Below are 26,568 nucleotides of genomic sequence, written 5' to 3'. Positions count from 1 at the left end.
CCCCCGCCACAAGCACACGGCGGGGGTTTTTGCGTCGACGATTGCGCTAAACTGAATCTTTGTTTCCTGCCAAGAGGACTTTCATGCCTCGAATCGGTCTGGCGCTCGGCTCGGGTGCGGCCCGTGGCTGGTCACACTTCGGTGTCATCCGGGCTTTACAGCGCCTGGGGGTGTCGATCGACGTCATCGCCGGTACCTCCATCGGTGCGCTGGTGGCGGCTGCACACGCCTCCGGCCGGCTCGACGCCATGCAGCAATGGGTCGAGTCACTCACCTGGGTCGACGTTCTTTCGCTGATGGATGTCTCTCTGCGCGGTGGCGCGCTGCAGGGCGACCGGGTGATCGACTATTGCGCCGAGCATTTTTTCGCCACACGATTCGAAGATCTGGCGATTCCTTTTGCCTGCGTGGCGACGGAGCTGACGACAGGCCGCGAAATCTGGTTGCGGGAAGGAGAACTGCGTCCGGCAGTGCGTGCTTCCATCGGTTTGCCCGGGATGTTCACGCCAACCAAGCTGCATGGGCGCTGGTTGGTCGATGGAGGACTCGTCAATCCGGTTCCCGTGAGCCTGTGCCGGGCTTTGGGCGCGGAAATCGTCATCGCGGTAGAGTTGGGCTCCGGTCGCATGGGGCGCCATTTCCGCTCGCCCAACGGTAATGGCGGTGTACAGCGATGGAAGAATCGCCTCTTTGCCATGATCGGTATCACCTCTTCGGGAGAGGCGGACCAGGCCGATTCCCTTCCTCCCATCGCCGCGGTACTGACCACTTCGGTCAACATCATGCAGATGCGCATCGCGCAGTCGCGGCTCGCGGGAGAGCCTCCTGAAATATTGATCTCCCCTCGAGTGGCGGATCTGTCCTTGCTCGATTTTCACCGGGGTGCGGAGGCGATTGAAGAAGGGGAGGCGGCGGTGCAGCGGGTGCAATGGCAGATCGGCGAATTGTTGGAGTCCTTTCGATGAATGATGCCGGGTTTCTGGAGGCGCTCGCGGCATGTGTGGGCAAGTCGCACGTGCACTGTGAGGAGAGGGAGATTTCTCCCTTCCTCGTGGATTGGCGTGGGCGCTATCGCGGTCGAGCCTTGGCGGTAGTACGACCGGCTACGACCGGGGAAGTGGCGGCGGTGGTGCGCTGTTGCCGGACGTATGGGGCCCACGTCGTCCCTCAAGGGGGAAACACGGGTCTGGTGGGCGGGGCGACGCCACTCGAAGAGCAGGCCCCGGCGATCGTGCTGCATCTGGGGCGCATGCGCCGGATCCGCAGCTTGGAGCCACTGGATTTCACGGTGACGGCCGAAGCGGGGGTGACGGTGCGGGAAGTGCAAGAGGCGGCGCGTTCGGCGAATCGCCTCTTCCCCCTCTCGCTCGCCTCCGAGGGCAGTGCCACGGTGGGGGGCGTGTGCGCGACGAACGCAGGAGGCGTGCATGTCCTGCGTTACGGCACGACGCGCGATCTGGTGCTGGGCCTGGAAGTGGTGCTCGCCGACGGGGGTGTGGTCTCCTCGCTCCAAGGCTTGCGCAAGGACAACACCGGCTATGCGTGGAAGCCGCTCTTCGTGGGCTCGGAAGGGACCTTGGGTGTGATCACCGCGGCGACCTTCAAGCTCTTTCCTTTGCCTACCGAAGTCGTGACTGCGTGGGTGGCCGTACCGGATCCGGCGACCGCGGTGGGGCTTTTTTCCTGGTTGCGTGAAGCGGTGGGCGAGGGGCTTGAGGCGTTCGAACTGATGGGTCGGTCGACGCTCGAGCTGGTGCTGAAACACATTCCCCAGGCGAGGGCGCCCTTTTCGGGCGAACCACCGGCATGGTCCGTGCTCCTCGAATTCGGCGAAGCAGGGCGAGGGACGCAGTTGCCGGAACGGGTGGAGCGTGCCTTGGCCGCAGCCATCGAGCGCGGCTGGGTGCTGGAGGCGGTGCTCGCGGCCAATGAAGCGCAGCGCCAGGCGTTGTGGGCGTTGCGCGAGAATGCCTCCGAAGCGCAGCGTTTCGAGGGGTTCAGCTTCAAGCACGACGTCTCTCTGCCGATCCGGGCGCTGCCCCGCTTCATCACCGAGTGCGAGACGCGCTTGCGTCACTACTGGCCGAGCGTGACGCTCGTCTGTTTCGGGCATCTCGGAGACGGTAATCTCCACTACAATGTCTTCCCTACGGGGATCGAGCGGGCACGATGGCCTCTCATCGAGCCGCAGCTCTCGGGTCTAGTGCACGACACCGTGGCTGAATTCGGTGGTTCGATCTCGGCCGAGCACGGCATCGGGCGCCTCAAGGCCGATTTACTGCCGCGCTACAAGTCCGAGGCGGAACTGACTTTACTACAGCGGCTCAAGGCCGCGCTCGATCCGGAGAACCTGTTCAATCCGGGCAAGGTCGTGCGTGGCGGCGACCGCCCAGCCAGCGAGGAAACATGACGCCAACGCCGACGATCAAGGAGATCTTTGCGCCGCTGCAGCCGGACATGGCGCGTACCGACGAGGTGATCCGACGCGAACTGCATTCGGACGTGGCGCTGGTGCGCAGTATCGCCGATTACATCATCGCTGCCGGCGGCAAGCGCTTGCGTCCGGCGCTGCTCTTGGCCGTGGCCCGCGCCTTGGGCTACGAGGGGCTGCACCACGCCACCCTTGCCGCGGTGGTCGAATTCATCCACACGGCCACCCTCCTGCACGACGACGTCGTGGATGAATCCGATCTTCGCCGTGGGCGTGAGACGGCCAATGCCGTCTTCGGCAACGCCGCGGCGGTGCTGGTGGGGGATTTTCTCTATTCCCGCTCGTTTCAGATGATGGTCTCGGTGGGTAGCATGCGGGTGATGGCGGTGCTCGCCGAGGCGACCAACGTCATCGCCGAGGGCGAAGTGCTGCAGTTGATGAACCAGGGCAATCCCGAGACAACGCTCGAAGACTATTTCCGCGTGATCGAGTACAAGACCGCCAAACTCTTCGAGGCGGCGGGCCGTCTGGGGGCCATCCTCGCCGGGGCTGCGCCCGAGGTGGAAGAGGCGATGGCGGCCTTCGGGCGGGAACTGGGCTGTGCCTTTCAGATCATCGACGATGTGCTCGACTATGCGGCCGATCCGGCGGTGTCGGGCAAGAACGTGGGCGACGACCTCGCTGAAGGAAAACCGACCCTGCCGCTGCTGCACGTGCTGCATCATGGTACGCCGGCTCAGGCGAGCCTCATCCGACAGGTGATCGAGCAAGGAGGGAGAGAGCATCTTTCCGCGGTGCTCGAGGCGATCGCCGAAACGGGCGCGCTGGAGGCCTCGCGTCGCGTCGCCGAGCGCTATGCCGCGACGGCGAAGACGCGACTCGCGTGTCTGTCCCCTTCCCAATTCCGGGAATCATTGCTACAATTATCAGACTTCGCGGTGAATCGTTCTGCATGAATCGCGAAACGTCGGGGAATAGCTCAGCCTGGTAGAGCACTGCGTTCGGGACGCAGGGGCCGGAGGTTCGAATCCTCTTTCCCCGACCACTCTCTTCTCTCATCTCCCGCTCAAGCCTTGAATCACCTGCCCGACGGCGTCTAGCCCGTCGGCGAAGGCCTGTTGCAGCAGCGCCCCCACCGGGCTGAGACTCATGAGGAGCGCCAGGAACCCCACCGTGATCGTCACGGGAAAACCGATCGCAAAGAGATTGAGCTGGGGAGCGGCGCGCGTGAGCACGGCGAGCGCGATGTTCGTGAGTAGCACCGCCGCGGTGATCGGTAGCGACAGCAGAAAAGCGAGCGCAAAGAGCGTTACCGGATAGCGCAGCAACACGGCCATTCCCTCTTGCCAGGCCACGGCCCCCCCCACCGGGATCCATTCGAAACTGGTCACCACGGCGTGCACCAGCATCAGATGCCCGTCGAGGGCGAGAAAAAGCAGGGTGGCGACCACCCCGAAGAATTCGTTGAAGACGGGCGTCTGCGTCCCCGCCGTGGGGCTGTAGAACACCGCGAACGATAATCCCATCTGAAAACCGATCAGGGCCGCGGCGAGGTCGATGGCGGCGAAGACGAAACGCAGGACGAAGCCGAACGCGACGCCGAGGCCGAATTCCGCCGCCAAGACGGGGTAGATCAGCCAGGAGTCGAGCGGGATCGGCGGGGCGGGCGGCAGCACCGGTGCGACGGCCACCGTGATCGCCAGCCCCAGCGCCAGACGGATGCGGGTGGGCAGTGCGCGGTTGGAGAACACCGGCGCCACCGCGAGCAGGGCGAGGATGCGCACCGCCGGCAAGAAATAGGCGGTGATCCACGCCGACCATTGGGCTTCCGTGACCGTCCACATCGCCTCAGCCGATGAGGGTGGGCAGCGCCGTGAGTAGCCGCGTGAGATAGTCGGTGATCGTCTGCCCCATCCAAGGTCCCATCACGATGAGGGTGATGAACACGGCCACCAGTTTGGGCACGAAGGTGAGCGTCATCTCATTGATCTGGGTCGCGGCCTGGAAGACGCTCACCAGCAGCCCCGTCACCAGCGCAGCGATGAAGGGCGGGGCGCACAGCAGCATGGTGGTGACGACGGCGTCGCGGGCGAAATCCATCAGGGTGGGAACCATGGTTTTTCCTTCAGGGAAGTGCGAAGCTCTTGACGAGCGAGCCGATGAGCAAGGTCCACCCGTCGACGAGCACGAAAACGAGCAGTTTGAATGGCAGGGCGACGATGACGGGCGACATCATCATCATCCCCATCGACATCAGTACCGAGGCGACGACCATGTCGATGATCAGGAACGGCAGGAAGACGACGAAGCCGATCTGGAAGGCCGTCTTGAGCTCGGAGGTGACGAAGGCTGGGACGACGACGCGCAAGGGGAGATCTTCGGCCTGATCGACCGGCGGTGTTTTGGCGAGGTCGGCAAACAGGGTGAGGTCGTTGTCGCGTATCTGCGCGAGCATGAATTTCTTGGTTGGAACCGCGGCCCGCTCCAGCGCTTGCGTGAAATCGATTTTGTTCTCTTGCAGCGGCTGCCATGCTTCGGTATAGACGCGTTCGGCTACCGGTGCCATGATGAAAAACGTGAGAAAAAGCGCGAGGCCGATCAGTACCTGGTTGGGGGGCGAGGTTTGGGTGCCGAGCGCCATGCGCAGTAAGGAGAGCACGATGATGATCCGGGTGAAACTCGTCATCATCAGGATGGCGGCGGGGATGAAGGTAAGCGCCGTGAGCAGCAGCAGCGTCTGCACCTGAAGGGAGTAATTCGTGGCGCCACCACCGGCCGGCGTGGCGGTGGCAAGGGGTAGGCCCTGGGCCGAGGAGAACGAGGGCAGGAGCAAGGCGCCAAGGCCCAGCAAGAGGATGAACCCTAGGCGTCGATTCATGGGTGTGCTCCTTCCTGAGTGGAGGGAGGAGTCGGGTGACGATCGACGCGTTCTTCATCGATCGCCGCAGCCAGCCGCTCGGCGAAGGGAGAGGGGCGATCGGGTAGGCGTTGCAGCAAGGTGATGGTATTGGGGGTGACGCCGATCAGCAAGCGTACTCCTTCGGCTTCGAGCAGTACCACACGCTCCCGCGTGCCCACGGCAATCGCTCCAAGGATGGAAAGCCCCACGCGCCCACCCTGACGACGCTGTAGGCGGCGCAAAGCGGCAAAGGCTGCCCAAAGGGCAATGGCGGTGACGCCAAGACCGAGGGCGAGCTGGGTGACGGGGTGGATCCAGTCTGTGGTCATTGTCGGGGCTCCTGACGATAGGATGGCAGAAGTGGGTGGGAGCGATGATGCGAAAAAAAGGGTAAAAACCGGAGTGTTCGTGATTTTGCCGAAAAATCGCCTTCCTTTGCGCCAACCGGCGAGCTTCTTGGTAGAATCTTCGTATATCCGTTCCTAGGGATGGGATCATGGCGGTCGAACTCTACAACGACGGGAATCATATTTGTTTGGCGTTCTACGATCTGGTCGACGAGCAGGGGGAGCACGCCGTACAGTGCAACCAGTTCCTCGTCATCGACAATGGCCATGCGGCCCTCATCGACCCGGGCGGGAACATGACCCATACCGGCCTGCTGATGGGTATGAGCCGATACTGTCGTCCGCAAAACGTCGATTACATCTTCGCTTCGCACGCCGACCCGGACATCATCGCTTCGGTGAACAAGTGGATGGTGACTACGCACGCCAAAGTGTTCATCTCCAAGCTGTGGACGCGTTTCGTGCCTCACTTCACCACGGGCAAGGATTATTCTTCGCGCATCATCGGCATTCCCGATCCCGGGATGCGGATTCCGCTGGGCAAGAGCGAGATCGTGGCCGTGCCGGCGCACTTCATGCACTCGGAAGGCAACTTCCAGTTCTATGATCCCATCGCCAAGATCCTCTTTTCGGGCGATTTGGGCGTGTCGCTGGTCGATCACGAACAGGCGGCGAAACCCGTGGAGGATTTCGATCGCCATATTCCCAAGATGCAGACTTTTCATCAGCGCTACATGATCTCCAACAAGATCTTGCGCTTTTGGGCCAACATGGCGCGCCAGCTCGATATCGAAATGTTGGTGCCGCAGCATGGGCAGCGTTTCGTCGGCAAGGAGATGGTGCGTCGATTCATCGACTGGATCGAGACCTTGCCCTGCGGCATCGATCTCATGACGCAGGACGCTTATCGCATTCCGCTCTGAGAGCGCCCTGAGCGCGGGTATGGGAAGGCCGACGGAAACCGTATTCCGTCGGCCTTCGCTTTTTCAGCGCCTGGTGCGGCGGATGCGCTCGAGGTAGCGGGCGTTGTCGGGAGGAACGCGGTCGCGTTGGGCTTCGTGCAGCGTCTCGCCCAGGGCTTCGAGTACGTCGTGTAGGGCTTCGTGGAGGTCTCCACGCACAGCGAGCCGTTCCTGCCAGGCGGCGCGGATACCGGGGGGCTGGTCGATCGAGAGCTGCTCGGCGATCGCCAGATGCAGCGACAGGTGTAGGAAGGGGTTGAGACCGCCGTCTTCCGGCGTGTAATCGCGCGCGAGCGCCGCCTCGTCTTCCAGTAGAGGAAAATACTCCGGGTGCAGGGCGATCACGTCGGCGGCCATCGCCTCGATCGGCTCGAGCGGCTGCTTGTCGCGCCATTTGCGATAGGCTTGGGCAAAGAATCGCCGTACCTCTTCACGGCTGGGCGTGAACATCGTTTGTCTCCCTAGTGCCGGGGGGTTTGTGCGGCCAATGACAGAGGTCATGAACCGGGCAGGCGTCGCAGCGCGGTGCCCGGGCGGTGCACGTATAGCGGCCGAGCAGGATGAGCCAGTGATGCGCATGTCGCCGAAAGCGCGGTGGAATGCGCGCGGTGAGCGCTTCTTCCACGGCCCGAACGGTCTTTCCCGGGGCGAGACCGGTACGATTGGCGACACGAAAAATGTGGGTGTCGACGGCGATCACGGGGTGCCCGAAAAGGGTGTTGAGCACCACGTTGGCGGTCTTGCGTCCCACGCCGGGCAGGGATTCGAGGAAGGCCCGGTCGTCCGGGATCTCACCGCCCGTGGTCTCCAGCAGCCGGCGCGAGAGTTCGTAGAGGTGTTTCGCCTTGCTGCGGTAGAGGCCGATGCGGCGGATGTGTTGGGCGATGCCTGCTTCACCCAGCGCCACCATGGCGCGCGCATCCGGTGCGACGGCGAAGAGGGTGCGCGTGGCTTCATTGACGCTCTTGTCGGTGGCCTGCGCCGAGAGAACGACCGCGGCGAGCAACTGGAAAGGGGTGGTGTATTCGAGCTCGGTCGTGGGATGGGGATCGAGCGCGGCGAGCCGCTCGAAGAAGGCTTCGATTTCCTGCGGCGTCATGGGCGGGGCGGGGTCGGCCGCGGCTGCTTCCCCGGCACCGAGGCGTTTGCGCTGGCGGCGCCGTGCCTGCGTTCCGTCGGCCGCTTTTTCAGGGGGTCGAGCCATGCGTTTTCCCGCTTCGGGCGCGTGCGAGGGCGGCCGCCACGAGCGTGCGTTTGAGCTGATCTTCGTCGCGCGGACGTCGGATGCGCTTGCGGGGATCCTCACCGCGTTCGAGCCGGGCCTGGCGACGCAGGAAACGCATGCGCGAGGCGCTCGCCTCGGGAAAGGCGGGCACGGGCAGCAGGACGATGCAGTCGACGGGGCAGGGAGGCAGGCACAGGCCGCAGCCGGTGCATTCGTCCTCGATCACCGTGTGCATGCGTTTGGGCGCACCGAGGATGGCGTCCACGGGGCAGGCTTGGAGACACAGCGTGCAGCCGATGCAATCCGCTTCGACGATACGGGCGACCTGGGGCGCTTGCGGTGGGCCGACTTCGGGATCGAGGGGGGTGACGGGTACGCCGAGTAGGCTCGCCAGTCTGCCGATGAGCGCTTCCCCGCCCGGAGGGCAACGATTCGGCGTGGTCTCGCCGCGTGCGAGCGCCTCGGCATAGGGGCGGCACGCGGGGTAGCCGCAGCGGCGGCACTGCGTCTGCGGCAAGAGGGCGTCGATCTCGTCGGCAGTGGGCATCGTTTCTGGGTCGAAGAGGCGGGAAAAGACCGGTGCGGCGTCGACCGTCCGGGCCGAGAGGAGGTTCCCGGCCTGGACGGAATCAGGGCTCAGCCGTCGTAGCGCGCTTCGAGCGCGGCGATGGCCGGTAGTTTCTTGCCCTCGAGGAATTCGAGGAATGCGCCGCCGCCGGTGGAGATGTAGTCGATGTCCTTTTCCACGCCGAACTTCTTGATCGCGGCGATGGTATCGCCGCCGCCGGCGAGCGAATAGGCTTCGGAGTGCGCGATGGCAGAGGCGAGCATCTTGGTGCCGCCGGCGAACTGGTCGTATTCGAACACACCCAGCGGTCCGTTCCACACGACGGTACCGGCGTGTGCGACGATGTCGCAGTAACGCGCGGCGGTCTTGGGACCGACGTCGAGGATGCGGTCGTTCGGGCCGACTTCATCGACCGAGACGCGGTTGGCACGGGCAAACGCCGAGACTTCGTCGGCGACGACGACGTCGACGGGCAAGGGGACCTCGGAGCCGCGCGCGGCCATCATGTCCATGATCGCCTGCGCTTCCACCACGAGTTCCGGCTCGGCGAGCGATTTGCCGATACGCTTGCCCGTGGCGAGGAGGAAGGTGTTGGCGATGCCGCCGCCGACGATGAGCTGGTCGACTTTCTCGGCGAGTGACTTGAGGATGGTGAGCTTGGTCGAGACCTTGGCACCGCCGACGATGGCCACGAGTGGACGCTTGGGATGTTCGAGGGCGTGCGAGAGTGCCTCGATCTCGGCGGCCATGAGGAGCCCGGCGCAGGCGACGGGGGCGAAGTGAGCGATGCCCACGGTACTGGCTTCTGCCCGGTGCGCGGTGCCGAAGGCGTCGTTTACATAGACGTCGCACAGGGCCGCATACTTGCGCGCGAGCGCCTCGTCGTTCTTCTTCTCACCGACGTTACAGCGTACGTTCTCGAGCAGTACCACTTCACCCGGCTGGACGGTGAAACCGCCATCGACCCACTTCTTGATGAGTGGTACCGGTCGACCGAGGAGCTCCGAGAGCCGCTCGGCGATGGGTGCGAGCGAGTCTTCGGGGGTGCAGGCACCCTCCTTGGGGCGGCCGAGGTGGGAGGTGACCATGACTGCGGCGCCTTGCTGCAGGCAGTATTCGATCGTCGGGATGGAGGCGCGGATGCGGGTATCGTCGACGATGCGCCCGGCCTCGTCCTGGGGCACGTTGAGGTCGGCACGGATGAAGACGCGCTTGCCGCGCAGACCGACGTCCTTGAGGGTTTTGACGCGCATGATCGGCTCCTCAGGCGCAGGTGGCGAGCGCCTTGGCGGCATCGAGCATGCGGCAGGAATAGCCCCATTCGTTGTCGTACCAGGCGAGCACTTTGACGAGCGTACCCTCGATGAGGCGGGTTTGCGTCGCATCGAAAATGGCGGAGTGGCTGTCGTGGTTGAAGTCGCAGGACACGAGCGGATCGTCATTCACCGCAAGGATGCCCTGGAGCGGACCCGCGGCGGCCTGGCGCATGAGTTCGTTGATTTCGTCCTTGCTCGTGGGGCGGCTCGCGGTGAAGGTGAGATCGACGAGCGAGACGTTGATGGTGGGCACGCGCAGCGCGAAGCCGTCGAATTTGCCCGCGAGCGCCGGCAGCACCAACCCGACGGCCTTGGCTGCACCCGTCTTGGTGGGGATGATGTTCATCGCCGCGGCGCGGGCCCGGCGCAGATCCTTGTGGCGTGCGTCGATGAGCTGTTGGTCGAGCGTGTAGGCGTGGGCCGTGGTCATCAGGCCCCGCTCGATGCCGATGTGTTCATGGAGCACCTTGGCCACCGGCGCGAGGCAGTTGGTGGTGCAGGAGGCGTTCGAGACGACTTGCATCTCGGGGCGCAGGATGTCGTGATTCACGCCATAGACGATGGTGGCGTCGACGTCGTCACCTCCGGGGGCGGAGATGAGGACTTTTTTCGCCCCTTGTTGCAGATGGATCCGGGCCTTTTCCTTGGTGGTATAGGCACCGGTGCATTCCAGCAGGACATCGACGCCGTGTTCGCCCCACGGAGTCTCGAGGGGGTTCTTGGTCGAGTAGAAGGGGATGTGGTCGCCGTCGACGATGAGCGTCTTGTCGCCTTCGGTGGCCACGGGGAAGGGGAAACGGCCGTGGGTGGTGTCGTATTTGGTGAGATGCGCGTTGGTGGGCAGGTCACCCGAGGCGTTGATCGCCACCACTTCGAATTCGTCACGCCGGCCGAGCTCGTAGAGGGCGCGCAGAGTACAGCGGCCGATGCGGCCGTAGCCGTTGATCGCGATGCGGATTTTGCTCATGGATCGCTCCTTGAAGGATGAAAAACGGGGTCAGCGCGACAGCAGCAGTTTCGCTCGGGCGACGACGTGATCGACCGTGAAACCGAAGAATTCGAACAGGCGCGGCGCGGGAGCGGAGGCGCCGAAGCGGTCGATGCCGAGCACGTCGCCGTGACCACCGACGTAACGCCACCAGCCTTCGCCCGAACCGGCTTCGATGGCGAGTTTGGGTACGTCGGGGGGCAGCACCGCGCTGCGGTATTCGATCGGCTGCTGATCGAAGCGCCGCGTACAGGGCATGGAGACGATGGTCGCGGCGATGCCGGACTGCGCCAGCGCCCCGCGCGCATCGAGCGCGAGGGACACTTCCGAGCCGGTGGCGATCAGGATGAGGTCGGGGGCACGTTCGGCCTCTCGCAGCACGTAGCCGCCGCGCCCGATCGCTTCGATCTGCTGCGGCGAGCGTTCGATGAAGGGGAGGTTCTGGCGCGACAGCAGCAGGGCCGAGGGCCCGTCGGTGCGCTCGAGCGCCAGGCGCCAGGCCACCGCCGTCTCGACGCTGTCGGCCGGACGCCAGACGTCGAGATTGGGGATGAGGCGCAACGAGGCGGCGTGTTCGATGGGCTGATGCGTGGGGCCATCCTCGCCCAGGCCGATGGAATCGTGCGTGAGCACGAAGATCTGCCGCTGGCGCATGAGCGCGGCCATGCGAATGGCGTTTCTCGCATAGTCGGAGAAGACGAGGAAGGTGCCGGTGAAGGGAATGTGGCCGCGATGCAGTGCGATGCCGTTGGCGATCGCCACCATACCGAATTCGCGCACGCCGTAGTGGAGATAATTGCCTTCCCCTTCGGCAGTGACGGGACGGGCGCCAGGCCAGTCGGTGAGGTTCGAGCCGGTGAGATCGGCCGAGCCACCCAGGAGCTCGGGAAGGATTTTGGCATAGGCGGCGATGGCGTTCTGGCTTGCCTTGCGCGTGGCGATGTTCTCGCGCCGGGTGACGGTGGCGCGGATCACCTCGTCGGCCAGATCCGGCCAGCGCAAGGGCAAAAGTCCGGCGACGCGACGTTCGAACTCGTCGGCGAGTTCTGGATAGGCCCGGCGATAGGCTTCGAAGCGTTCCAGCCAGGCGGACTCGCGTTCGCGACCGGCTGGGCGCGCATCCCATTGGGCGTAGACCTCTTCGGGGATCTCGAAGGGACCGTAGGGCCAGCCGATCACTTCGCGTGCGGCGGTGATTTCGGCTTCGCCCAAGGGGGCGCCGTGCACCTCGCTCGTGCCTTGTTTGTGGGGGGCGCCGGCGCCGATCACGGTGCGGCAAATGATGAGGCTGGGGCGCTCGGTCTCGGCCTTGGCGAGCGTGATGGCCGCATCGATCGCGCTCATGTCATGTCCGTCGACCGCCTCGATCACGTGCCAGCCGTAGGCGCGAAAGCGTGTGGCGGTATCGTCGGTGAACCAGCCTTGCACCTGGCCGTCGATGGAGATCCCATTCGAATCGTAGAGGACGATGAGCTTGCCGAGTTTCCAGGTGCCGGCAAGCGAGCAGGTTTCGTGCGAAATGCCTTCCATGAGGCAGCCGTCGCCGACGAAGACGTAGGTGTGATGATCGACGATGGTGTGCCCGGGGCGGTTGAATTCGTTCGCGAGGAGTTTTTCCGCGAGCGCCATGCCCACGGCGTTGGCCAGCCCTTGGCCGAGCGGCCCGGTCGTGGTTTCGACACCGGGGGTTTCGCCGTATTCGGGGTGTCCCGGCGTTTTGCTGTGCAGCTGCCGGAAACGCTTGAGATCGTCGAGCGAGAGATCGTACCCGGTGAGATGCAGCAGTGCGTAGAGCAGCATGGAGGCGTGCCCGTTGGAGAGCACGAAACGGTCGCGGTCGCACCACTGGGGGTTGGCAGGGTTGTGCTTGAGGTGCTTGCGCCACAGCACCGTGGCCATCTCGGCCATGCCCATTGGGGCGCCGGGGTGGCCGGATTTCGCCAGTTGCACCGCATCCATGGCGAGCGCGCGCAGGGCGTTCGCGAGCGGGCTGAACGTGCGCGGCAGGCGCGAGGCAGGCTGTGTCATCCGTTCGATCGTCCAGCGGAGAATGAGCCGCGATTATCGCGCAAAACCCGGCGGGCGCGAACCGTTCAGCTCGGATCAGGACGATGGGCAGCGGGTTTGACCGTCCGTAGGCCGAACGAGAACGGGGCGGCCGGCCGCATTCATGACCAGATCGCGTCGACGTTCTGGTTCTGGGGCGGTGGTACCCGTGGCACACAGCCAGAAGGTCCCGGCGAGAAAACCGCCGTTGAGCTGTCGGCTCAGACCGGAAGGAACGAATGAAACGTAGGAGGCCAGGGGGCCATTGCCTTGGATCGTGATGCTGCGCCCGCTCGGACCGCCGCGAAACAGGAGCTCGTCGCCGGGATCGAGGCGCGGCGTTTGACCAGAGAGGGTGCGGTCGACGAACATGATCCATCCTTCATGCCAAGCTTTGCCCGTGCAATCGGTTTTGTCGGGAGGAGCGGGGCAGAGAGTGACGCGCTCGCCGCGGCGGATCGCTTCGGAGCGTGCCAGATGAAGCGAGCTGAGCAGCTCGTTGGCTGCAGCACTTAAACGTATCGAGGCGAGCAGACGGGAGAAAGCAGGAATCGCGAGGGCAAGGACGATGGCGAGTACGGCGAGTGTGACTAACTGCTCGATGAGTGTGAATCCTTCAGCGGCATGAGAAGGGAACGAAGACGTAGGCATTGTCATCCCTATTTTTCAGGATGAATGGATTATGTCATGAACGTCGTGAAAAATTGTCCACTCCCGGAGTGAAAGCGAGTCTACAATGATGGCGAAAATTTACATGCCGCCCGTTGTGAAATCAGCCTCGAGGTGGCGGAGCCTTTTGGATGAAAGACATGGCCGTGACCTTGCAGCAGTGGATCGATTTTCTCGACATCGATCAGGAAATCATCGACACTTTGCGTCTTTTCTTTCCGATAATCGCACCGCGTATCGACCGCGTCAGCCATGCCTTCTACCGCCGAGTCATCAATTCGCCCGAAGCGATCAAACTCTTCGCCGACGAAGACACAGCGAACCGTGCCTTGGCCCATCAGAAACGGCATTGGCTCGAATACGTCTTCGCCGGGCGGTTCGATCGTGACTACGTGGAAGCAGCTTTGCGCATGGGCAAGACCCACCAGCAGCGGGGGGTGGATTTGCGTCTCTTCTCTGGTGCTTACGCCGTCGTGCTGAGCGAAGTCAACGCCATCGTCATGGAGAACGTGCCTGATCCGCAGCAGCAGAAGCGCGTTCTGCGTGCGGTCAATTTCGCCGTCTTCCTCGACTTGGGATTCGTTGCTTCGGTGTATTACGATGCCTATACCGATGATCTCGCTTCGATGGCGAAGGATCTGACGGTGAGCCTCGCGCGTGCCGGCGAATATCGCGATGCCGACACCGGCGAGCATATCCACCGCATGGCCAAGATGTGCGCCGCCGTGGCGCGTCGTCTCGGCAAGGACCTGCGATGGGTCGAGCAGCTCGAAGCGGCCAGCCCCTTGCACGACGTAGGCAAGATCGGCATCCCCGATGCCATCCTGCTCAAGCCGGGCAAACTCACCGAAGAAGAGATGGCGGTGATGCGGCGCCATGCCGAAATCGGCACCGACATCATCCCGAACAACGATCACGACATCCTGCAGATGGCCCGCCGCATCGCGCTCACGCACCATGAGCGCTGGGACGGTACTGGTTATCCGGCGGGGCTGCGGGGCGAGGAAATTCCCCTGGAGGGGCGCATCGCCGCCGTGTGCGACGTCTACGATGCGTTGCGCTCGCAGCGGCCCTACAAGCGGCCGTGGTCTCATGACGAAGCGGTGGAATACCTGAAGCAGAACCGCGGCACGCAATTCGACCCCGCGGTCGTGGACGCTTTTCTCGCCGCTTTGCCCGAGATCGAAGACATCTGGCGCCGCTACGGGGAGGCGCCTTCCCCTTCGAGTAGCGGGGCGTCTTGAAAAGACCATCACGCAGCCGCCATTCGAGGAGCCCGGCGGTCAGGTGAGGCGTGTGCTCCGTTTCAAGTACGTTTCAGCCGCCGGGAGCCAAAGCCTTGAGGGCGAGCCGGATACCGGTGGCGGTATCGCTTTGCGGCGGAAGCGCCGAGATGGCGCGCAGCGCCTCGCGCTCGGAATAGCCCAGGGCGAGCAGCGCAGCGACGATCTCGGCGCGTATCGCCTCTTCCGGTGAATGTGCCGGGTTCGGGGCGGAGCCGGCGGGCACGGCCGCGGCGTGGCCGGTGGGAAGCAACGCTCCGGTCTTGTCCTTGAGCTCGAGCAGCAGGCGTTCGGCGGTTTTCTTGCCGATGCCGGGGATCTTGACGAGCCGCCCGCCGTCTTGCAGCAGCACGGCTTCGCGCAGCTCGCGCACGCTCAGTCCCGAGAGGATGGCGAGCGCCGTGCGCGCGCCGATGCCGGCGATGCGGATGAGCTGACGGAAGGCGTGGCGCTCTTCTTCCGTGGCAAAGCCATAGAGCTGGTGTTCGTCCTCACGCACCAGGAGGTGGGTGCGCAGCGTCACTTCCTGGCCGATCGCCGGCAGGGTGTAGAAAGTACTCATGGGCACGAGCAGCTCGTAGCCGATGGCGCCGGTGTCGATCAGGATTTGAGGTGGGGTTTTTTCGCGGACCACGCCGCGCACGAGTCCGATCATGCGGAAACCCACAGGGAGAAGGTGAGCACGGCGCCATAGCCGACGGTGGCCGCGAGCGTGCGGGCGATGGCCGGACGCAGCCGCGCCGGATCGCTCGCGTACCGCTTCAGCTGGGCGGAGGCCGGAACCAAGGCCAGCAGCGGCAGCAAGGCGGCGCTCGTTGCCAAGGGGATCGCGCCGGCGGCCATCAGGCCGAGGTGCCAGCCGGCGGCGCACAGTCCCAGGAGCGGCAAGCCGTGTGCGGCACGCGCCGCGCCGAGCCGTACGACCAGCGTGCGCTTGCCAGCGGCCGCGTCCGCCTTGGCGTCGGGAAACTGGTTGACGTAGAGGATGGCCGCGACCAGGAGCGCGTACGGCAGGCCCACGAAAGCAGGCACGGGAGAGAGCCGGCCGAGCTGGACGTAGTGCGTGCCGACGATCACCAGCAGCCAGGCCGCGGTGATGACGACTTCCCCCAGGCCGCGGCCGGCGAGCCGCAAAGGGGGAGCGGAATAAGCCCAGCCGAGCAGCAGTCCCGCAAGGCCGATGGGAACGAGCAGCGGCCCGCTGGTGAGGGTGAGCGCGAGCCCCGCCGGCACCACCATGGCGAGCGCCCCATAGCCGAGCCAGGCGGTTTCGCGCGCCGTGAGCACCTCGTTCTGGATGAAGCGCGAGCCGCCGGTGAAGGGGTAGAGCCGGTCGCGATTGAGCCCATCGGTGTCGCGATCGTGATAATCGTTGATCACGTTGGCCCCGGCGTGGGCCACCAGGGCGAAGACGAGCGTGCTCAGCGCCGCCCAGGGTCGCAGCGCCGCGCCCTGATGGATCGTGAGCGCGAGCCCGAGCAGCACCGCGATGAGGGTGACCACGAGGAAGGCCGGGCGCGTGGCGAGCACCCAAACGATGGGGCGAGCGCGCAGGCGGGCATCGGGTTCGAGCGGCAGGGAACGGGCAGGCATGGGCAATGCCTCACAAAAGCACGATGTCGTATTGCTCCTGCGTGTAGCAGGTGTCGCTGCGCAGCGAGATCTCTTTGCCGATGAAGTCCGACAGCATCGCCAGCGCCTGCGACTGCTCTTCCAGGAAGAGGTCGACCACGGCGGGCGAGGCGAGGATGCGGAATTCCTTGGCATCGGCGAATTGGCGCGCTTCGCGCAGGATCTCGCGCAGGATGGCGAAGCACACCGTCTCGGCGCTCTTGACGAAGCCGCGCCCCTCGCACATGGGGCAGGGCTCGCATAACTGCTGCATGAGGGATTCGCGCGTGCGCTTGCGCGTCATCTCCACCAGGCCGAGCTGCGTGAATCCGCTCACCGTGATCTTGGTGTGATCGAGCGCGAGCGCTTTCTTGAACTCTTCGAGCACGCGCTCGCGGTGCTCAGGGTTGGTCATGTCGATGAAATCGACGAGGATGATGCCGCCGAGATTGCGCAGCCGCAGCTGCCGCGCGATCGCCTGCGCCGCCTCGAGATTGGTCTTGAGGATGGTCTCGTCGAAGTTGCGTGCGCCCACGAAGGCGCCGGTGTTGACGTCGATGGTGGTGAGCGCTTCGGTCTGATCGAAGATGAGATAGCCCCCCGATTTGAGATCGACCCGGCGCGACAGAGCCTTTTCGATCTCTTCTTCGACGTTGTAGAGCTCGAAGAGCGGCCGGTCTCCGCGGTAGTGCTCGATGAGGGGGGCGACCTGGGGCGTGTAGGTCTCGGCGAAGGCCAAGAGCCGCTGGGCGTTTTCACGCGAATCGATGCGAATGAGGGCGGTGTCGCGATCGACGAAGTCGCGCAGCACGCGCAGCGCGAGATCCAGGTCTTCATGGATCAAGGCAGGGGCGCGGCGGCGCTGGGCCTCGCCCTGGATGTCGGCCCACAGCCGGCGCAAATAGGCGATGTCCGCCGCCAGCTGTTCATCGGCGGCGTTCTCGGCATTGGTGCGCACGATGTAGCCGCCGTTCTCTTCGGGAGGCAGCAGCGCCGTGAGGCGCTCGCGCAGGGTCTCACGCTCGCTTTCGCCCTCGATCTTCTGCGAGATACCGATGTGGTTCTCCTGCGGAAGATAGACGAGATAGCGCCCCGCCAGGCTGATCTGGGTGGTGAGCCTGGCCCCTTTGCTGCCGATCGGGTCCTTGAGGACCTGGACGGTGATCTCTTCGCCTTCGGCGAGCAGCCGCTCGATGCGGGGGGGCGATTCGGGGTGGCGCTCGGCCTGCCACAGGTCGGTGATGTGGAGAAACGCGGTGCGCTCCAGGCCCACGTCGACGAAGGCCGACTGCATGCCCGGCAGCACGCGCACGATGCGCCCGCGGTAGATGTTGCCCACCAGTCCGCGGTGCGCCAGACGCTCGACGTGCAGCTCCTGCACCACGCCCTGTTCGACCACGGCCACCCGGGTTTCCTGCGGCGTGCAATTGATGAGGAATTCTTTGCTCATGGGAAGGGAGGATAGCCGAAAACGGACAACAAACGCGCGGTCTCGTAGAGCGGCAGACCGACGATGCCCGAAGCGCTGCCCTCGATACGTTCGATGAATGCGGCCGCGCGTCCTTGGTAGGCATAGGCACCGGCTTTGTCCCAGGGTTCCCCCGTGGCGAGATAGCGTTCGATGTCCCCCTCCTCGAGCGCGGCGAACCAGACCCGGCTCGTCGAGCAGAGCGCGTGCGTGCGGGTGCCGTCGGTGAGCGCCACGCCCGTGTGCACCTCGTGCATTCGGCCCGAGAGGCGGCGCAGCATGTGCCGGGCCTCGTCGGCATCCCGCGGCTTGCCTAGGATCAGTCCATCGATGCTCACCGTGGTGTCGGCGCCCAGCACCAGTCCGGGCGGCAGCGCCAGCGCCTCGCGCCGTCGCCAGCCGGCTTCGGCCTTGGCCCGGGCGAGCCGCAGGACGTAGTCCCGCGGCGCCTCGCGCGCAAGGGGCGTTTCGTCGACCCATTCGCCCTCCAGCGGAATCACCCGGGCATCCCAGCCGAGCTGGGCGAGGAGCTCACGGCGGCGGGGGCTTTGCGAGGCGAGGTAGAGCGGCGCAAGCTGCTTCACCATCCCAGGGCTACCCCTTCGCGGCGCGGATCGGCCGCCCCTTGCAGCGCCCCGTCGGGGGCGCGGATGACGGTGGCGATGCCGCTGGGCTGGGGGCGGCGCACGATTTCGTGCCCTCGCGCCCGCAAGCCTTCGACGAGCGCCGCCGCAGGGGTAGGGTGGCCATCTTCGATCCAGGTCTGGGGGCGGTTGAAGGCCCCGACGCGGATCTGCGCCGCCGCCGCGTAAGGGTCCAGCCCCCAGTCGAGCTGGGCCACCAGCGTCTGGGTCACGTAGGGGATGATGGCCGAGCCGCCGGGCGAGCCGGTGGCGATCTGCCATTCGCCCAGACCCCCGTCGGGAGCGCGGGTGAAGACGAGCGTCGGCGCCATGGAGCTGCGCGGGCGCTTGCCCGGCTCCAGCCGGTTGGCCACTGGCATGCCATCGGCGAACGGCTCCCAGGCGAAATCGGTGAGCTCGTTGTTGAGGAAGAATCCGCCCACCATGCGAAAGGAACCGAAGGCCGATTCGATCGAGGCCGTGAGCGCGACCACGTTGCCTTCCGGATCGACCACGGTGAGGTGGGTCGTGCCGTGCTCCTCGATTTCCGGGCCCACAGCGTACTGCGGCGCTGCGGCGAGCGGCGTTCCGGCCGGTGCCATACCGAGGCTGCGCTCGTCCTGGATGAGCCGGGAGCGTGCAGCGAGATAGTCAGGGTCGAGCAAAGCGGCGACCGAACCGCCGGGCAGGGGCACGAAGTCGGGATCGGCCACGTAGCGGTCGCGGTCGGCAAAGGCGAGCCGCTCGGCCTCGGTGATCCAGTGCGCCGCCTGGGCATCCGGCAGTCCGCCTTCCGCACCGGCTGCCGGCGGATGCTGCGCGAGAGGGAAACGTTCGAGCAGGCCCAGGATCTGCCCCACGGCGAGGCCGCCGGAGGAAGGAGGACCCATGCCGCACACCCACCAGGCGCGATAAGGGGCGCATACGGGCGGACGCTCGATCGCCCGATAACGCGCCAGATCCTCGTCGGCGAGCTTCGACGCCGTGAGCGGCGTGCCGTCGGCGCCGCGGCTTGCGTGCGCCCGTGCCACCAGGGCGTGCGCGAGCGGCCCCGTATAGAAGGCATCCGGTCCGGCGCTTGCCAGTTCTTTCAGCGTGCGGGCGTAGGCCGGATTGGAGAGGATCGTGCCCACGGCTTTTACCTGGCCTGCGGGAGTGAGCAGATAGGCGCTGGCCTCGGCGTCGAGTTGCAGCCAGCGGGTGAGCGGCTTGGCTACCGCCGCCAGTCGTGGCGAAAGGGGGAATCCTTGCTCGGCCAGCCGGATCGCCGGGGCGAAGAGTTCGGCCCAAGGGCGACGCCCCTGTTCGGCATGCGCGCGCTCGAGCAGTCGCACCAGGCCCGGCGTGCCGATGGAGCGGCCGCTCGCGCGCAGGGCGTCGAAGCGCTCGGAGGCGGGTGTGTCGGCCGTGAGCGGCAGGGGCGGGGAGGGATCGTCGGGAGCGAGGCGCACCAGGTCGGACGGATCGGCGGCAAGCGGGGCCGTTTCACGGCCGTCGTAGCTCATCAGGCGCCGCGCCTTGGCATCCCAGGCGAGCAGGAACCCCCCGCCGCCGAGTCCGGCCGATTGCGGTTCGACCAATCCCAGCACGGCGATCGCCGCCACTGCGGCATCCACGGCATTGCCGCCGCGCAGGAGGACTTCGCAACCGGCCGCGGTGGCCAGAGGGTTGGCAGCGACGATCATTGCCCGTGACGAGCGCACTGGGGGCTTGGGTGTATAGCCGCTCGCGGCTTCGGGCGCTCCGTCCGTCGGCCGCGAGGCGGACTCGACCGCTGCCGGCAGCGGGTCGACGGCACAAGGCGTTGGCACCGCCGTACCGGCTGGCGCCATTTCCGAGGCCAGCAGGAAGGTCAAGGCGAGCAGGGAGAACTTGACATGGCGTATGGCCACGCTTGCGCGCCTGCGCCGCCCGCCGGAGGCTGGGCAGGGGGCGCTCTTCACTGCTGCGTCTCCAGCATCTTACGGAAGTAAGCGAGTGAGAAGAGAAAGAGCGCCGTGCCAATGACGGCCAACGCCGCGAACTGCGGCCAGACCACGTCGAACCCTGCTCCGCGGTACAGAATGCCCTGAGCGAGCATCACGAAGTGCGTATTGGGCGCGAGCAGCATGACGTCCTGGACAAACTGGGGCATGCTCTCGCGTGGGGTGACGGAACCAGAGAGCATCTGCAGCGGCAGCAGGATCAACATGAGCAGCAGCCCGAATTGCGGCATGGAGCGCGCCAGCGTTCCCAGGAAAATGCCCATGGCGGTGGTGGCGTAGAGGTGCATGGCGGTACCCGCGACGAAGAGCGGCACCGAGCCCTGCAGCGGTGCGCCGATCCAGTAATGCACCACGAAGATGAGCGAAAGCGTCGCGGCGACCAGGACGACCAGCCCCATCGACCAGATTTTGCTCAACATGATCTCGAGTGCGGTGACCGGCATGACCAAGAGGTGCTCGATCGTGCCATGTTCGCGCTCGCGGATGAGCGCTGCGCCGGTGAGCACGATGGAGAGCATCGTCACTTCGTTGATGATGCCCATGATGCCGCCGAACCAGGATTTGTTCAATTCCTGGTTGAAGCGGATACGCAAGCTGAGCTCCACGGGCTGGCGTTCCTGCGCCTTGTGGCGAGCGACGTAGGCCGCGATCTCTTCATTGACGATGGTCTGCACGTAGCCGCTGCCGGTGAACGCCTGGCTCATCCGGGTGGCGTCGACGTTGAGCTGGATCGTCGGTTTCTTGCCGGCCATCACGTCGCGCTCGAAATCCGGCGGGATGTCGAGCGCGAACGTATCCAGCCCTCGGTCCATGCGCGCGTCCATCGTGGCGGTGTCGATGCGCTCCGGCGGCAGAAAATACGGCGGATAGAGGGCATGGAGGATGCGTTCGGAGAGCTGCGAACGATCCTCGTCCACCACGGCGATCGGCGCCTTGTTGAGCGTTTCGGGAATCGACGTGGCCTGCGAATGGATGGAGAAAGTGAAGACATAGAGGATCAGCACCAGCAGCACCGGGTCGCGTCCCAGACTGTAGAACTCTTTGATGCCGAGATGCCAGACGTGGGACCAGCGCACGGTTCAACGCTCCTGTTTGCGCAGCAGTGCCGCCGACAAGCCAAAGAGGATGGGCCAGGCGAGCGCGAGCGGTACGAAGGCGTCGGTGAGATCGCGGAAGTGCAGCGCTTTCGAGAACGTACCGCGGGAGATGACCACGAAGTGGGTGGTCGGATAGATTTCGCCGATCAGCCGACCTCCGCCCTCGAGCGAGGAGACCGGATAGATGAGGCCCGAGAATTGCGTCGCCGGCAGCAGTGTGAGCACCGCCGTGGCGAAGAGCGCCGCGATCTGGCTGCGCATGAAACTCGAGATCAATATACCCAAGGCGGTCGAGGCCATGACATACAAGATTGCACCCAGGAACAGCGCCAGGTAGCTTCCCTTGACGGGCACGCGAAAGACGAATTCGGCCAGCGCGAGCAGCAGCACGAAGCTGAGGAGGGAGAGAATCACGTATGGGATTTGCTTGCCGAGGAGGAATTCCATCCTCGTCGTCGGGGTGACATAGAAGTTGGTGATCGACCCCAGTTCCTTTTCGCGTACGATCGCCAAGGCGGCGAGCATCGCCGGAATGAGCATGAGCAGCAGCGGGATGACTGCGGGTACTATCGAGACGATGCTCTTCACGTCCGGGTTGTAGCGGAAACGGATCTCGATCGTCGCGAGCGTCGGGTCGGGCAAGTGACGTTCGCGCGCTTGCGTCCGTAGCCACTGCGCGTGAATCCCCTGGACATAGGCACGGATCGTCTCTGCGCGCAAAGGCATCGCTCCGTCGATCCACGCCCCGACCTCCACCGGTTTTCCGTGCGCGAGATCGCGTGCAAAGCCTGGCGGGATCTCGACCGCCAGACCCAGTTTGCCCGAGCGCATGCGCCGGTCCATTTCTTCGTAGTCGGCGATCGGAGGCTGTTCGCTGAAATAGCGCGAACCGGCCAGATTGAGGGCGTACGACTGGCTCAGCGTGGTCTGGTCGCGATCGAGGACGGCGAAGGTCAGATCCTCCACGTCCATGGTGATGCCAAAGCCCATCACCAGCATCAAGATGGCGTTGCCCACCAGCGCCAGCGACAGGCGGATCGGGTCGCGACGCAGTTCCAGAGCTTCGCGCACCAGGTAGCTCAGCATCCGGCGCAGGCTGAAAAAGGAGGTGGTGTGCGTCGTTCCCCGCACCGGCGCTTTTTCGGTCAGACCCGCCGTGCGTTTGCGTTCTTCGCCGCTCATGGCGGTCGACCCTTGGGTATCGTCGGCCTGTTGCCCCTCTTGTGCAGCCCGTTCCAGATGGTCGATGAAGGCCGCTTCGAGCGACTCGTGACCGCCCTCGCGCACGATCTCGGCCGGCGCTCCCGTGACGAGCACTTTCCCGGCATGCATCAGCGAGATGCGGTCGCAGCGCTCCGCCTCGTTCATGAAATGGGTGGAGATGAAGATCGTCACGCCGTCGCGGCGCGACAGCTCGAGCAAGAGGTTCCAGAACCCGTCGCGCGCCACCGGGTCGACCCCCGAGGTCGGCTCGTCGAGGATCAATATTTTCGGTCGATGGATGACGGCGGCCGCGAGCGACAGCCGCTGCCGATGTCCCAGGGGCAGTGAAGGGGGAAGGGCGTCGATGATTCGCGAGAGTCCGAAGCGCTGCACCACTTCCTGGACGTAATCGGCGATCTTCTCCTTGGGGATGCCGTAGAGCCGCGCGTGCAGCTCGAGGTTCTGCCGCACCGTGAGCTCGTCGTAGAGCGAAAAGGACTGCGACATGTAGCCCACTTGGCGGCGCGTATCGATGTCGCGCGGGTCGACTTCCTTGCCGAAGAGCCAGGCCTTGCCCTCGGAGGGCGTGAGTAGCCCGGCGAGCATCTTCATCGTCGTCGTCTTGCCGCAACCGTTCGAGCCAAGAAAGCCGAAGATCTCGCCACGGCGGATGCGAAAGCTGACGTGGTCGACGGCAACGAAATTGCCAAAACGCATCGTCAGATCTTTCGCCTCGATGGCGATCTCTTCGTCGCCCCGCTCGGGTAGCGATCCGATTTCGACGGGTCGATATCCCCGGCGCTTCTCTTCCGGTAGCAGCGCGATGAAGGCCTGTTCCAGGTTGTCGCTACCGGTCTGCTCGAGCAATTCCTGCGGCGAGCCGGTGGCGAGTACTTTTCCCTCGTCCATGGCCACGAGCCAGTCGAAACGCGCCGCTTCCTCCATGTAGGCGGTGGCCACGAGCACGCTCATGCCTTCGCGCGTGGCGCGAATCTCATCGATGAGGGCCCAGAACTGGCGCCGCGACAGGGGATCGACGCCGGTCGTGGGCTCGTCGAGGATCAAGAGCTCGGGATCGTGGATGAGGGCGCAACATAGGCCGAGCTTCTGCTTCATGCCGCCCGAGAGTTTGCCGGCGGGTCGATCGAGAAAAGGGAAGAGCCCCGTGGCGCGCGTGAGCTGTTCGATGCGCCGCTTGCGCTCGGCGGCGTCGTGGCCGAAAAGGCGGCCGAAGAAGTCGATGTTCTCGGCCACGGAAAGCGTCGGATAGAGGTTCTTGCCCAGACCTTGGGGCATGTAGGCGATGTCGGGGCAGACCTCGCGTCGGTGGCTGGCTTCTGCCATGTCGCCCCCCAGCACCCACACCTTGCCTTGCTGAATGGCGCGAGCCCCGGAGATGAGCGAGAGAAGGCTGGATTTCCCTACCCCGTCGGGGCCGATGAATCCGACGCGGCAGCCGGCGGGGATATCGAGATCGATCCCGTCGAGTGCGCGCGTCTTGCCATAGGTGAGCGCGACTCCCTGCAGCCGCGCAACCGGCTCTCCCATCACGGCACCTTCACTTGAAGTTCCGGTGGCCAGTCACGCTGGGGATCGATCTTCACCCAGGCCACTCCGGGCAGGCCCGTCTTCACCTGCGGCAAGTGCTGACGCAGCAGCTCGGGGTCGATGCTGGCCTTGACGCGGAACATGAGCTTTTGCCGCTCTTCGGCCGTCTCCACCGTCTTGGGCGTGAATTGCGCCACGTCGGAGACGAAAGTCGCCGTTGCCGGGATCACGTACTGGGGGAAAGCATCGAGCACGAGGCGAACCTCCGAGCCGATCGCCACTTTGCCGGCGACTTGCGTCGGCAGGAAGAAAGTCATGTAGACGTCGGAGAGGTCGACCACATTGAGCACGGCACCGCCGGCGGCCACCACCTCGCCGGGCTGCATCACGCGGTACTGCACGCGGCCGCTGCGCGGCGCCTTGAGCTGGCTGTCATCGATGTCGGCCTGGATGCGCTCGATGCTTGCCTGCGCCGCGGCCACCTGGGCTTCGGCCGCGGCGATCGCCGAGCGTGCCTGCACCACCGCAGCCTGCGCCGCCCGCACCTGGGCGCGGGCCGAGACCACCGCGGCTTCGCCTGCCGTCACTGCGGCCGCATCCTGGTCGAGCTTGGATTGGGCCGCCATCTTGGCCTGGGCAAGCTCTCTGGTGCGCGCGAGCTGCTTGCGGTTGTAATCGAGGTCGGCCAGGCGCTGCGCCACCACCGCTTCGGCCGCCGCCTGATCGGCCTCACGCTGGGCGAGCGTGCCGCGGCTCGTCTCCAGGTTGCGTTTGGCGCGTTCCCACTGCGCCTGCGCCTCGCGCAGTTGCGCCTCGAGCACGCTGGTATCGATCTGGGCCACCACCTGCCCTTCGGAGACGAGATCGCCCTCATCCACGGCGATGGAGGCGATGCGTCCGGCGATCTTGGCGGCGATGTTGACGTCGGTCGCCTCGATCCGGCCGTTGCTCGATACTAGCCCGTCGTGTTGGCGCGAAAGTTCGACGCGCAGCCAGATCCAGAATCCAAGCGCGATGAGAAGCAGGATCAAGCCGATACGCGTGAGCCAAGGCTTCAGGGAAGTGTTCATGGACATGCCTGTAAAAAGGAAGGAGAGACGGCGATCGTCATGGACATGGCAAGGGTGCCGGCGTGATGGGTTCTTTATATAGCGGCATTCCGGGAGCGTCAACCCCGAGTCCTTTTTTCCTGCCGTCACGGCGTTGACATTCGCCCCAAATTCGTACACAATGCCGCTTCTTGCGGAGGGGTACCCAAGCGGTCAACGGGAGCAGACTGTAAATCTGCCGGCTCAGCCTTCGTAGGTTCGAATCCTACCCCCTCCAAGTGAATACGAAACCGGCTGCGGGTGTCGAGCGGGTGTAGCTCAATGGTAGAGCAGAAGCCTTCCAAGCTTAAGACGAGGGTTCGATTCCCTTCACCCGCTCCAGTTCGTCGGGCATTGCCCATGTAGCTCAGTGGTAGAGCACTCCCTTGGTAAGGGAGAGGTCACGTGTTCGATCCACGTCATGGGCACCAATCCTTCGCCGCGCCGTCGGCGGGCAGATTTGAAACGATAGGGGTCTTTCATGGCAAAAGCGAAGTTTGAGCGCACGAAGCCGCACGTGAATGTGGGCACGATCGGTCACGTGGACCATGGGAAGACGACGCTGACGGCGGCGCTGACCTCGGTGCTGTCGAAGTACTACGGAGGCGAGGCGAAGAAGTACGACGACATTGACGCGGCGCCGGAAGAGAAGGCTCGCGGGATCACGATCAACACCTCGCACGTCGAATACGAGACGGAGAAGCGCCACTATGCGCACGTCGACTGCCCGGGTCACGCCGACTACGTCAAGAACATGATCACCGGTGCGGCGCAGATGGACGGAGCCATTTTGGTGGTCTCGGCCGCCGACGGCCCGATGCCGCAGACGCGCGAGCACATCCTGCTGGCGCGCCAGGTGGGGGTGCCCTACATCGTCGTCTACATGAACAAATGCGACATGGTCGACGATCCCGAGCTCCTCGAGCTCGTGGAAATGGAAGTGCGCGAGCTGCTCTCCAAGTACGATTTTCCGGGTGACGAAGTGCCGGTGATCAAGGGCTCGGCGCTCAAGGCGCTCGAAGGCGACCAGAGCGAGATCGGTGAGCCCTCGATCCTGAAACTTGCCGAAGCGCTCGACACCTACATTCCCACGCCCGAGCGCGCCATCGACAAGCCCTTCCTCATGCCGATCGAAGACGTGTTCTCCATCTCTGGTCGCGGCACGGTGGTCACGGGCCGGGTCGAGCGCGGCATCGTCAAGGTGGGCGACG

The 26,568-nt window shown here is 64.9% G+C and carries 25 protein-coding genes and 4 tRNA genes; 10 read left to right on the top strand and 19 right to left on the bottom strand.

What is annotated here, in order from left to right:
• The first annotated feature begins 83 nt into the window (after nucleotides 1–83).
• The 4 genes from rssA (at nucleotide 84) to H607_RS0105655 (ending at nucleotide 3,476) form a co-directional block, all read left to right on the top strand.
• Nucleotides 84–965 (top strand): patatin-like phospholipase RssA, encoded by an 882-nt coding sequence (rssA, locus tag H607_RS0105670; RefSeq protein ID WP_051240694.1) that lies wholly within the window; start codon nucleotides 84–86, stop codon nucleotides 963–965.
• Nucleotides 962–2,410, top strand: coding sequence for an FAD-binding oxidoreductase (locus H607_RS11930; protein ID WP_051240693.1), 1,449 nt, complete (start codon nucleotides 962–964; stop codon nucleotides 2,408–2,410). The genes rssA and H607_RS11930 overlap by 4 nt, the downstream gene beginning before the upstream one ends.
• A complete protein-coding gene (gene ispB / locus H607_RS0105660; protein WP_037989631.1) occupies nucleotides 2,407–3,387 on the top strand; it encodes an octaprenyl diphosphate synthase in 981 nt (326 codons plus the stop codon). Before H607_RS11930 ends, ispB begins: the two co-directional genes overlap by 4 nt.
• A 12-nt stretch (nucleotides 3,388–3,399) precedes the next feature.
• A tRNA-Pro gene (locus H607_RS0105655) sits at nucleotides 3,400–3,476 on the top strand.
• Nucleotides 3,477–3,486: 10 nt separating this feature from the next.
• Here H607_RS0105655 and fliR read toward each other — a convergent pair.
• The 4 genes from fliR to H607_RS12875 are packed head-to-tail and all read right to left on the bottom strand — an operon-like array spanning nucleotide 3,487 to nucleotide 5,659.
• Complete coding sequence (gene fliR, locus H607_RS0105650; RefSeq protein WP_028874622.1) at nucleotides 3,487–4,275, bottom strand: flagellar biosynthetic protein FliR; 789 nt, start codon at nucleotides 4,273–4,275, stop codon at nucleotides 3,487–3,489.
• A 4-nt stretch (nucleotides 4,276–4,279) separates the two neighbouring features.
• Complete coding sequence (gene fliQ / locus H607_RS0105645) at nucleotides 4,280–4,546, bottom strand: flagellar biosynthesis protein FliQ (protein ID WP_028874621.1); 267 nt, start codon at nucleotides 4,544–4,546, stop codon at nucleotides 4,280–4,282.
• A 10-nt stretch (nucleotides 4,547–4,556) separates the two neighbouring features.
• Complete coding sequence (gene fliP, locus H607_RS0105640) at nucleotides 4,557–5,309, bottom strand: flagellar type III secretion system pore protein FliP (protein WP_028874620.1); 753 nt, start codon at nucleotides 5,307–5,309, stop codon at nucleotides 4,557–4,559.
• Entirely contained in the window at nucleotides 5,306–5,659 is a 354-nt protein-coding gene (locus H607_RS12875) for a FliO/MopB family protein (RefSeq protein ID WP_051240692.1), read from the bottom strand. The genes fliP and H607_RS12875 overlap by 4 nt, the downstream gene beginning before the upstream one ends.
• Nucleotides 5,660–5,826: 167 nt before the next feature.
• Between H607_RS12875 and H607_RS0105630 the strand changes: the two genes are divergently transcribed.
• Nucleotides 5,827–6,600, top strand: a complete 774-nt coding sequence (locus H607_RS0105630; protein WP_028874619.1) for an oxygen-binding di-iron domain-containing protein — start codon at nucleotides 5,827–5,829, stop codon at nucleotides 6,598–6,600.
• A 63-nt stretch (nucleotides 6,601–6,663) separates the two neighbouring features.
• Here the strand turns inward: H607_RS0105630 and H607_RS0105625 are convergent, their stop codons facing one another.
• The 7 genes from H607_RS0105625 to H607_RS11915 all read right to left on the bottom strand — a co-directional run bounded on the left by H607_RS0105625 (nucleotide 6,664) and on the right by H607_RS11915 (nucleotide 13,433).
• Nucleotides 6,664–7,089, bottom strand: coding sequence for a DUF1841 family protein (locus H607_RS0105625; RefSeq protein WP_028874618.1), 426 nt, complete (start codon nucleotides 7,087–7,089; stop codon nucleotides 6,664–6,666).
• Nucleotides 7,070–7,738: an endonuclease III gene (gene nth / locus H607_RS11920; RefSeq protein WP_051240704.1), complete on the bottom strand. Its 669-nt coding sequence runs from the start codon at nucleotides 7,736–7,738 to the stop codon at nucleotides 7,070–7,072. Before nth ends, H607_RS0105625 begins: the two co-directional genes overlap by 20 nt.
• An 88-nt stretch (nucleotides 7,739–7,826) precedes the next feature.
• Entirely contained in the window at nucleotides 7,827–8,411 is a 585-nt protein-coding gene (locus H607_RS0105615; protein ID WP_028874617.1) for an RnfABCDGE type electron transport complex subunit B, read from the bottom strand.
• A gap of 89 nt (nucleotides 8,412–8,500) precedes the next feature.
• Complete coding sequence (locus tag H607_RS0105610; protein ID WP_028874616.1) at nucleotides 8,501–9,685, bottom strand: phosphoglycerate kinase; 1,185 nt, start codon at nucleotides 9,683–9,685, stop codon at nucleotides 8,501–8,503.
• Between the two features lie 10 nt (nucleotides 9,686–9,695).
• Nucleotides 9,696–10,715 (bottom strand): type I glyceraldehyde-3-phosphate dehydrogenase, encoded by a 1,020-nt coding sequence (gap, locus tag H607_RS0105605; protein ID WP_028874615.1) that lies wholly within the window; start codon nucleotides 10,713–10,715, stop codon nucleotides 9,696–9,698.
• Nucleotides 10,716–10,745: 30 nt separating this feature from the next.
• Nucleotides 10,746–12,764, bottom strand: coding sequence for a transketolase (gene tkt, locus H607_RS0105600; protein ID WP_028874614.1), 2,019 nt, complete (start codon nucleotides 12,762–12,764; stop codon nucleotides 10,746–10,748).
• A gap of 75 nt (nucleotides 12,765–12,839) precedes the next feature.
• Entirely contained in the window at nucleotides 12,840–13,433 is a 594-nt protein-coding gene (locus tag H607_RS11915) for a GspH/FimT family pseudopilin (protein WP_051240691.1), read from the bottom strand.
• A 149-nt stretch (nucleotides 13,434–13,582) separates the two neighbouring features.
• On the opposite strand from H607_RS11915, the gene H607_RS0105590 reads away from it, so the two are divergent.
• On the top strand, nucleotides 13,583–14,695 hold the full coding sequence (locus tag H607_RS0105590) for an HD-GYP domain-containing protein (RefSeq protein ID WP_028874613.1): 1,113 nt from the start codon (nucleotides 13,583–13,585) through the stop codon (nucleotides 14,693–14,695).
• 73 nt (nucleotides 14,696–14,768) lie between these two features.
• Here H607_RS0105590 and ruvA read toward each other — a convergent pair whose 3' ends face one another.
• From ruvA to H607_RS0105550, 8 genes are read right to left on the bottom strand one after another with little or no spacing between them, the layout of a single operon-like run.
• Nucleotides 14,769–15,389, bottom strand: coding sequence for a Holliday junction branch migration protein RuvA (gene ruvA / locus H607_RS0105585; RefSeq protein ID WP_028874612.1), 621 nt, complete (start codon nucleotides 15,387–15,389; stop codon nucleotides 14,769–14,771).
• A complete protein-coding gene (locus H607_RS0105580) occupies nucleotides 15,386–16,327 on the bottom strand; it encodes a prenyltransferase (RefSeq protein ID WP_051240690.1) in 942 nt (313 codons plus the stop codon). The genes ruvA and H607_RS0105580 overlap by 4 nt, the downstream gene beginning before the upstream one ends.
• A gap of 10 nt (nucleotides 16,328–16,337) precedes the next feature.
• Nucleotides 16,338–17,795, bottom strand: coding sequence for a ribonuclease G (gene rng, locus H607_RS0105575; RefSeq protein WP_028874610.1), 1,458 nt, complete (start codon nucleotides 17,793–17,795; stop codon nucleotides 16,338–16,340).
• Entirely contained in the window at nucleotides 17,792–18,400 is a 609-nt protein-coding gene (locus H607_RS0105570; protein ID WP_028874609.1) for a Maf family protein, read from the bottom strand. Before H607_RS0105570 ends, rng begins: the two co-directional genes overlap by 4 nt.
• Nucleotides 18,394–20,328 carry a gamma-glutamyltransferase family protein gene (locus tag H607_RS0105565; RefSeq protein ID WP_211218488.1) on the bottom strand — a complete coding sequence of 645 codons (1,935 nt, stop codon included), beginning with the start codon at nucleotides 20,326–20,328 and terminating at the stop codon, nucleotides 18,394–18,396. Before H607_RS0105565 ends, H607_RS0105570 begins: the two co-directional genes overlap by 7 nt.
• A gap of 47 nt (nucleotides 20,329–20,375) precedes the next feature.
• Nucleotides 20,376–21,497 carry an ABC transporter permease gene (locus H607_RS0105560; protein WP_028874607.1) on the bottom strand — a complete coding sequence of 374 codons (1,122 nt, stop codon included), beginning with the start codon at nucleotides 21,495–21,497 and terminating at the stop codon, nucleotides 20,376–20,378.
• 3 nt (nucleotides 21,498–21,500) lie between these two features.
• A complete protein-coding gene (gene rbbA, locus H607_RS0105555) occupies nucleotides 21,501–24,269 on the bottom strand; it encodes a ribosome-associated ATPase/putative transporter RbbA (RefSeq protein ID WP_037989628.1) in 2,769 nt (922 codons plus the stop codon).
• Nucleotides 24,269–25,339: an HlyD family secretion protein gene (locus H607_RS0105550; protein WP_028874605.1), complete on the bottom strand. Its 1,071-nt coding sequence runs from the start codon at nucleotides 25,337–25,339 to the stop codon at nucleotides 24,269–24,271. Before H607_RS0105550 ends, rbbA begins: the two co-directional genes overlap by 1 nt.
• A gap of 174 nt (nucleotides 25,340–25,513) precedes the next feature.
• Here H607_RS0105550 and H607_RS0105545 point away from each other — a divergent pair.
• The 4 genes from H607_RS0105545 to H607_RS11910 all read left to right on the top strand — a co-directional run.
• A tRNA-Tyr gene (locus H607_RS0105545) sits at nucleotides 25,514–25,595 on the top strand.
• 30 nt (nucleotides 25,596–25,625) lie between these two features.
• Nucleotides 25,626–25,699 (top strand) — tRNA-Gly (locus H607_RS0105540).
• Between the two features lie 14 nt (nucleotides 25,700–25,713).
• A tRNA-Thr gene (locus tag H607_RS0105535) sits at nucleotides 25,714–25,788 on the top strand.
• 50 nt (nucleotides 25,789–25,838) lie between these two features.
• A partial coding sequence (locus H607_RS11910; RefSeq protein ID WP_037989772.1) for an elongation factor Tu occupies nucleotides 25,839–26,568 on the top strand: 730 nt, incomplete at its 3' end.

Source organism: Tepidiphilus margaritifer DSM 15129 (assembly GCF_000425565.1).
Classification (GTDB): Bacteria; Pseudomonadota; Gammaproteobacteria; order Burkholderiales; family Rhodocyclaceae; genus Tepidiphilus; species Tepidiphilus margaritifer.
Note: the sequence above shows the minus strand (reverse complement) of the source record. Positions and strands in the feature narration are given on the sequence as shown.

Bases quoted from the DNA above. Each gene is read 5' to 3' on its own strand.
- rssA (WP_051240694.1), top strand. From the start codon at position 84: ATGCCTCGAATCGGTCTGGCGCTCGGCTCGGGTGCGGCCCGTGGCTGG.
- H607_RS11930 (WP_051240693.1), top strand. From the start codon at position 962: ATGAATGATGCCGGGTTTCTGGAGGCGCTCGCGGCATGTGTGGGCAAG.
- ispB (WP_037989631.1), top strand. From the start codon at position 2,407: ATGACGCCAACGCCGACGATCAAGGAGATCTTTGCGCCGCTGCAGCCG.
- fliR (WP_028874622.1), bottom strand. From the start codon at position 4,275: ATGTGGACGGTCACGGAAGCCCAATGGTCGGCGTGGATCACCGCCTAT.
- fliQ (WP_028874621.1), bottom strand. From the start codon at position 4,546: ATGGTTCCCACCCTGATGGATTTCGCCCGCGACGCCGTCGTCACCACC.
- fliP (WP_028874620.1), bottom strand. From the start codon at position 5,309: ATGAATCGACGCCTAGGGTTCATCCTCTTGCTGGGCCTTGGCGCCTTG.
- H607_RS12875 (WP_051240692.1), bottom strand. From the start codon at position 5,659: ATGACCACAGACTGGATCCACCCCGTCACCCAGCTCGCCCTCGGTCTT.
- H607_RS0105630 (WP_028874619.1), top strand. From the start codon at position 5,827: ATGGCGGTCGAACTCTACAACGACGGGAATCATATTTGTTTGGCGTTC.
- H607_RS0105625 (WP_028874618.1), bottom strand. From the start codon at position 7,089: ATGTTCACGCCCAGCCGTGAAGAGGTACGGCGATTCTTTGCCCAAGCC.
- nth (WP_051240704.1), bottom strand. From the start codon at position 7,738: ATGACGCCGCAGGAAATCGAAGCCTTCTTCGAGCGGCTCGCCGCGCTC.
- H607_RS0105615 (WP_028874617.1), bottom strand. From the start codon at position 8,411: ATGCCCACTGCCGACGAGATCGACGCCCTCTTGCCGCAGACGCAGTGC.
- H607_RS0105610 (WP_028874616.1), bottom strand. From the start codon at position 9,685: ATGCGCGTCAAAACCCTCAAGGACGTCGGTCTGCGCGGCAAGCGCGTC.
- gap (WP_028874615.1), bottom strand. From the start codon at position 10,715: ATGAGCAAAATCCGCATCGCGATCAACGGCTACGGCCGCATCGGCCGC.
- tkt (WP_028874614.1), bottom strand. From the start codon at position 12,764: ATGACACAGCCTGCCTCGCGCCTGCCGCGCACGTTCAGCCCGCTCGCG.
- H607_RS11915 (WP_051240691.1), bottom strand. From the start codon at position 13,433: ATGCCTACGTCTTCGTTCCCTTCTCATGCCGCTGAAGGATTCACACTC.
- H607_RS0105590 (WP_028874613.1), top strand. From the start codon at position 13,583: ATGAAAGACATGGCCGTGACCTTGCAGCAGTGGATCGATTTTCTCGAC.
- ruvA (WP_028874612.1), bottom strand. From the start codon at position 15,389: ATGATCGGACTCGTGCGCGGCGTGGTCCGCGAAAAAACCCCACCTCAA.
- H607_RS0105580 (WP_051240690.1), bottom strand. From the start codon at position 16,327: ATGCCTGCCCGTTCCCTGCCGCTCGAACCCGATGCCCGCCTGCGCGCT.
- rng (WP_028874610.1), bottom strand. From the start codon at position 17,795: ATGAGCAAAGAATTCCTCATCAATTGCACGCCGCAGGAAACCCGGGTG.
- H607_RS0105570 (WP_028874609.1), bottom strand. From the start codon at position 18,400: ATGGTGAAGCAGCTTGCGCCGCTCTACCTCGCCTCGCAAAGCCCCCGC.
- rbbA (WP_037989628.1), bottom strand. From the start codon at position 24,269: ATGGGAGAGCCGGTTGCGCGGCTGCAGGGAGTCGCGCTCACCTATGGC.
- H607_RS0105550 (WP_028874605.1), bottom strand. From the start codon at position 25,339: ATGAACACTTCCCTGAAGCCTTGGCTCACGCGTATCGGCTTGATCCTG.